Below are 2,828 nucleotides of genomic sequence, written 5' to 3'. Positions count from 1 at the left end.
TTACAGAGAAACCAAATTCTTGGCGAAAATCGTTCTCTCAAATAACAAGAAATACGATCTTATCTATTGCCACGACTTATCGACGAGCTATCCCGCTTATATTATCTCTAAGAAGCTAAATATCCCAATAATCTACGATGTTCATGATTTAGGTATAGAAACGATAAACCAACTTTTTCCTAATCAAGGTTCGCCTTTAGAGAAGTTATTCTATAAATTGGCGATGCACAATATGAAGTTCTGGGGAAGTAAATGGGAGGCCAAATTCACTAAAAAAACTTCTCTTATTCACACCGTAAATAGGAAATACAAAGAATATCTAGAACAAAAATATAACGTTTCTAATTGCGAAATTTCGCCCAATTACACAAGCCTAAATGGTCATAGACCAGCTCTCGACTTATTCGACCGATTGCAAATAGCACGATCAAAAAAACTTGTTGTATACCATGGCGGTATGAACCCAGGAAGAAACTTAGAAACAATTGTTCAATCCGCTAATTTCCTAGATGATAATGTCGAAATGGTTTTGATCGGAGATGGATTCTTAAAGAAGGCCCTTCTACGGATTATGACTTTCAACGAAAAACAGAATAATATTCATTTTATGCCTTTATTGAGCTATCCTGAACTAATCCATACAATTAAAGGTTCATCTCTAGGCTTGGTATTAAACCAGCCAATAAATATTTCTAAGAAGTTTGCACAAGCAAACAAGTTAATAGAATACATGGCCGCAGGTGTCCCTGTATTGGCGTCATTAAGTAACGAACACAGCGAATTAATAACAAAAACTAATAGCGGTTTCGTCGAAAATATTAATTCCCCTCAACAATTGGGAGAACTCATCAATAATATAATTTCGATGGATAATTTAGCTAATATAGGTGAAAATGGAATATTAGCTTTTCAAGAAAAGTTAAATTGGGAACAACATGAGACCGCCTTCGATGAATCGATTAAAGCTGTTTTAGCAAACAATAATTAGTCGAGTCCTGCTTCTATCCAATCAAGCGCTCTAAAACCAAAGTCACCATTCATCCAACGGTGAACAATTCGATTCTCTTTAAAATATACGAATGAAGGAAAAGCGCCCATACACACCTTTAGCGCTCCCTCCGATTCAGGAACTAACCTAAACATTAGATTGTCTGCACCTACATAGTCTTTAAACTGCTCTACTTTCTCTTTATCCTTTGAAAACATGTACACCAATATTTCATTCTCAGGAAACCGATCCTTTGATCTTGTCAATTTCCTAACTGCTACCACGCAATGAGGACACGTTGGAGAAGCGATACATATCAACCCTTCAAAACCTTCCAATGAATCATTTACATCTTGAACCAAAGAGTTCTCTGCGAAAGTTTCCTCGTCAATATATTGCCCTACTTTGTCGAAATCGCCTTCATAAATCGGATACATTGCAAAATGCGCAGCAGGAAAAACCAAGAATATACCAATAACAACACAATACTGCATCAGTTTACTCTTATTAATTAATACTCTCTTTATTTGAAAGGCAAGAAGTATCGAATATGCCAAAACAAAAAAACGTGGCAATACGAAACTAGAAGTCCAAGATATTTTAAAGACATCAGCAGCAAGTGTATCTATTTGCTTTGAAAATAATATCGTTACGATTAGTGCAAGAAATCCAGTTAGTGTTTTAATAAAATTCATCTAACAAAGTTTAATAAAAAAAACCAAGGCATTTACGCCTTGGTTTAAAACTTGACAAATAAATTATCAATTCAATATCAAATTATTTACTATTTAGTAGTCAAAGTACAAGACCCACCAGTAAGAGTTGCCACTGCCTTCAACACATCACATGCAGCTTCAGCATCTTCTTTTTCTATCTCGCCCAAATCATTTTCTATAGTTTCTCCCGCAATCGTACAGTCACACGAATACTCTTTCTTACAAGACGTCATTCCAAATACCAATAAAGCGCCTGCTATAATTACTGCCTTTTTCATAATGTTGATTAGTTATTAGTTTATAATTAATGTTTAAATTAATTCGAATTTAACTCGAATGCAAATATTTATATTTGAAGCTTGATGAGTACCCGCCATAAAGAGCTTAACAAGAAACCCTTAACCCTAAATTTGAATTTATCTCTGATTGCATAAATAAAAAATGATATAATCTTAGATCGAAACTCCAATTATAATACTTTTGTACCCTATTATGGCGAGGTAGCTCAGCTGGTTAGAGCGTCGGATTCATAACCCGGAGGTCGAGGGTTCGAGTCCCTCTCTCGCTACTCAAAATACAAGCCCTGATACCACTGCGTTTCAGGGCTTTTCTTATTGCATAGCATAGGGGATTATCGAACCTTTAAATATAAATGAACTTTAGATTTGAACGTTATATAATGGTGATGAACAGCATAATGCTTCTTGAAAAGGAGATAACGTTTGATGAAAAGAATGAATAAACTTCTTTATCTGAGAATTTTCTGCTTAGTATTGGGGAGTGTGTTCTCGTCGTGTGCTAATGACCCAGTACTAGAAGAGCATCCCCTTGAGATAGATAGTATTGTCGTTTCCTATCTTGATTGGAATCTGAAGACAAGAGGGGCTTTGTCATGTGATGATGTAAGAGATTTTAATGATGGGAAAAATGATCATTATGTTGTAAAGGATAAAGAGGTAATCCAGCATTTTGTAAATGCTTTATCATTGATTCAATTTAAATTTATAATGACAAAAGAAAAGTCAGATACAAGAATGGTACTTGATTTTTATAGTTCAGATGAACGAATTAAAGAAATTGGATTGAATAGTCGCGGTGCTGTTTTTGCAGATAAAAACCTTTAC

General features: G+C 34.8%; 4 protein-coding genes and 1 tRNA gene. 3 read left to right on the top strand and 2 right to left on the bottom strand.

Translation table 11 applies throughout. The features are described 5' to 3' along the window. Positions 1-19: 19 nt before the first annotated feature. Complete coding sequence (locus HRT72_13720; protein ID NQY68766.1) at positions 20-988, top strand: glycosyltransferase; 969 nt, start codon at positions 20-22, stop codon at positions 986-988. Here HRT72_13720 and HRT72_13715 read toward each other — a convergent pair. Then, positions 985-1,683 carry a hypothetical protein gene (locus HRT72_13715; GenBank protein ID NQY68765.1) on the bottom strand — a complete coding sequence of 233 codons (699 nt, stop codon included), beginning with the start codon at positions 1,681-1,683 and terminating at the stop codon, positions 985-987. The two genes, HRT72_13720 and HRT72_13715, sit on opposite strands and share 4 nt — an antisense overlap. Positions 1,684-1,772: 89 nt before the next feature. Next, positions 1,773-1,982 carry a hypothetical protein gene (locus HRT72_13710; protein NQY68764.1) on the bottom strand — a complete coding sequence of 70 codons (210 nt, stop codon included), beginning with the start codon at positions 1,980-1,982 and terminating at the stop codon, positions 1,773-1,775. A gap of 216 nt (positions 1,983-2,198) precedes the next feature. Between HRT72_13710 and HRT72_13705 the strand changes: the two genes are divergently transcribed. Continuing rightward, a tRNA-Met gene (locus tag HRT72_13705) sits at positions 2,199-2,272 on the top strand. A gap of 166 nt (positions 2,273-2,438) precedes the next feature. After that, positions 2,439-2,828: hypothetical protein (locus HRT72_13700; protein ID NQY68763.1), on the top strand; the 390-nt coding region annotated here is incomplete at its 3' end.

Source organism: Flavobacteriales bacterium (assembly GCA_013214975.1).
GTDB lineage: Bacteria > Bacteroidota > Bacteroidia > DT-38 > DT-38 > DT-38.
The sequence above is the reverse complement of the archived record's forward strand: the minus strand, read 5'-3'. Positions and strand labels throughout refer to the sequence as shown.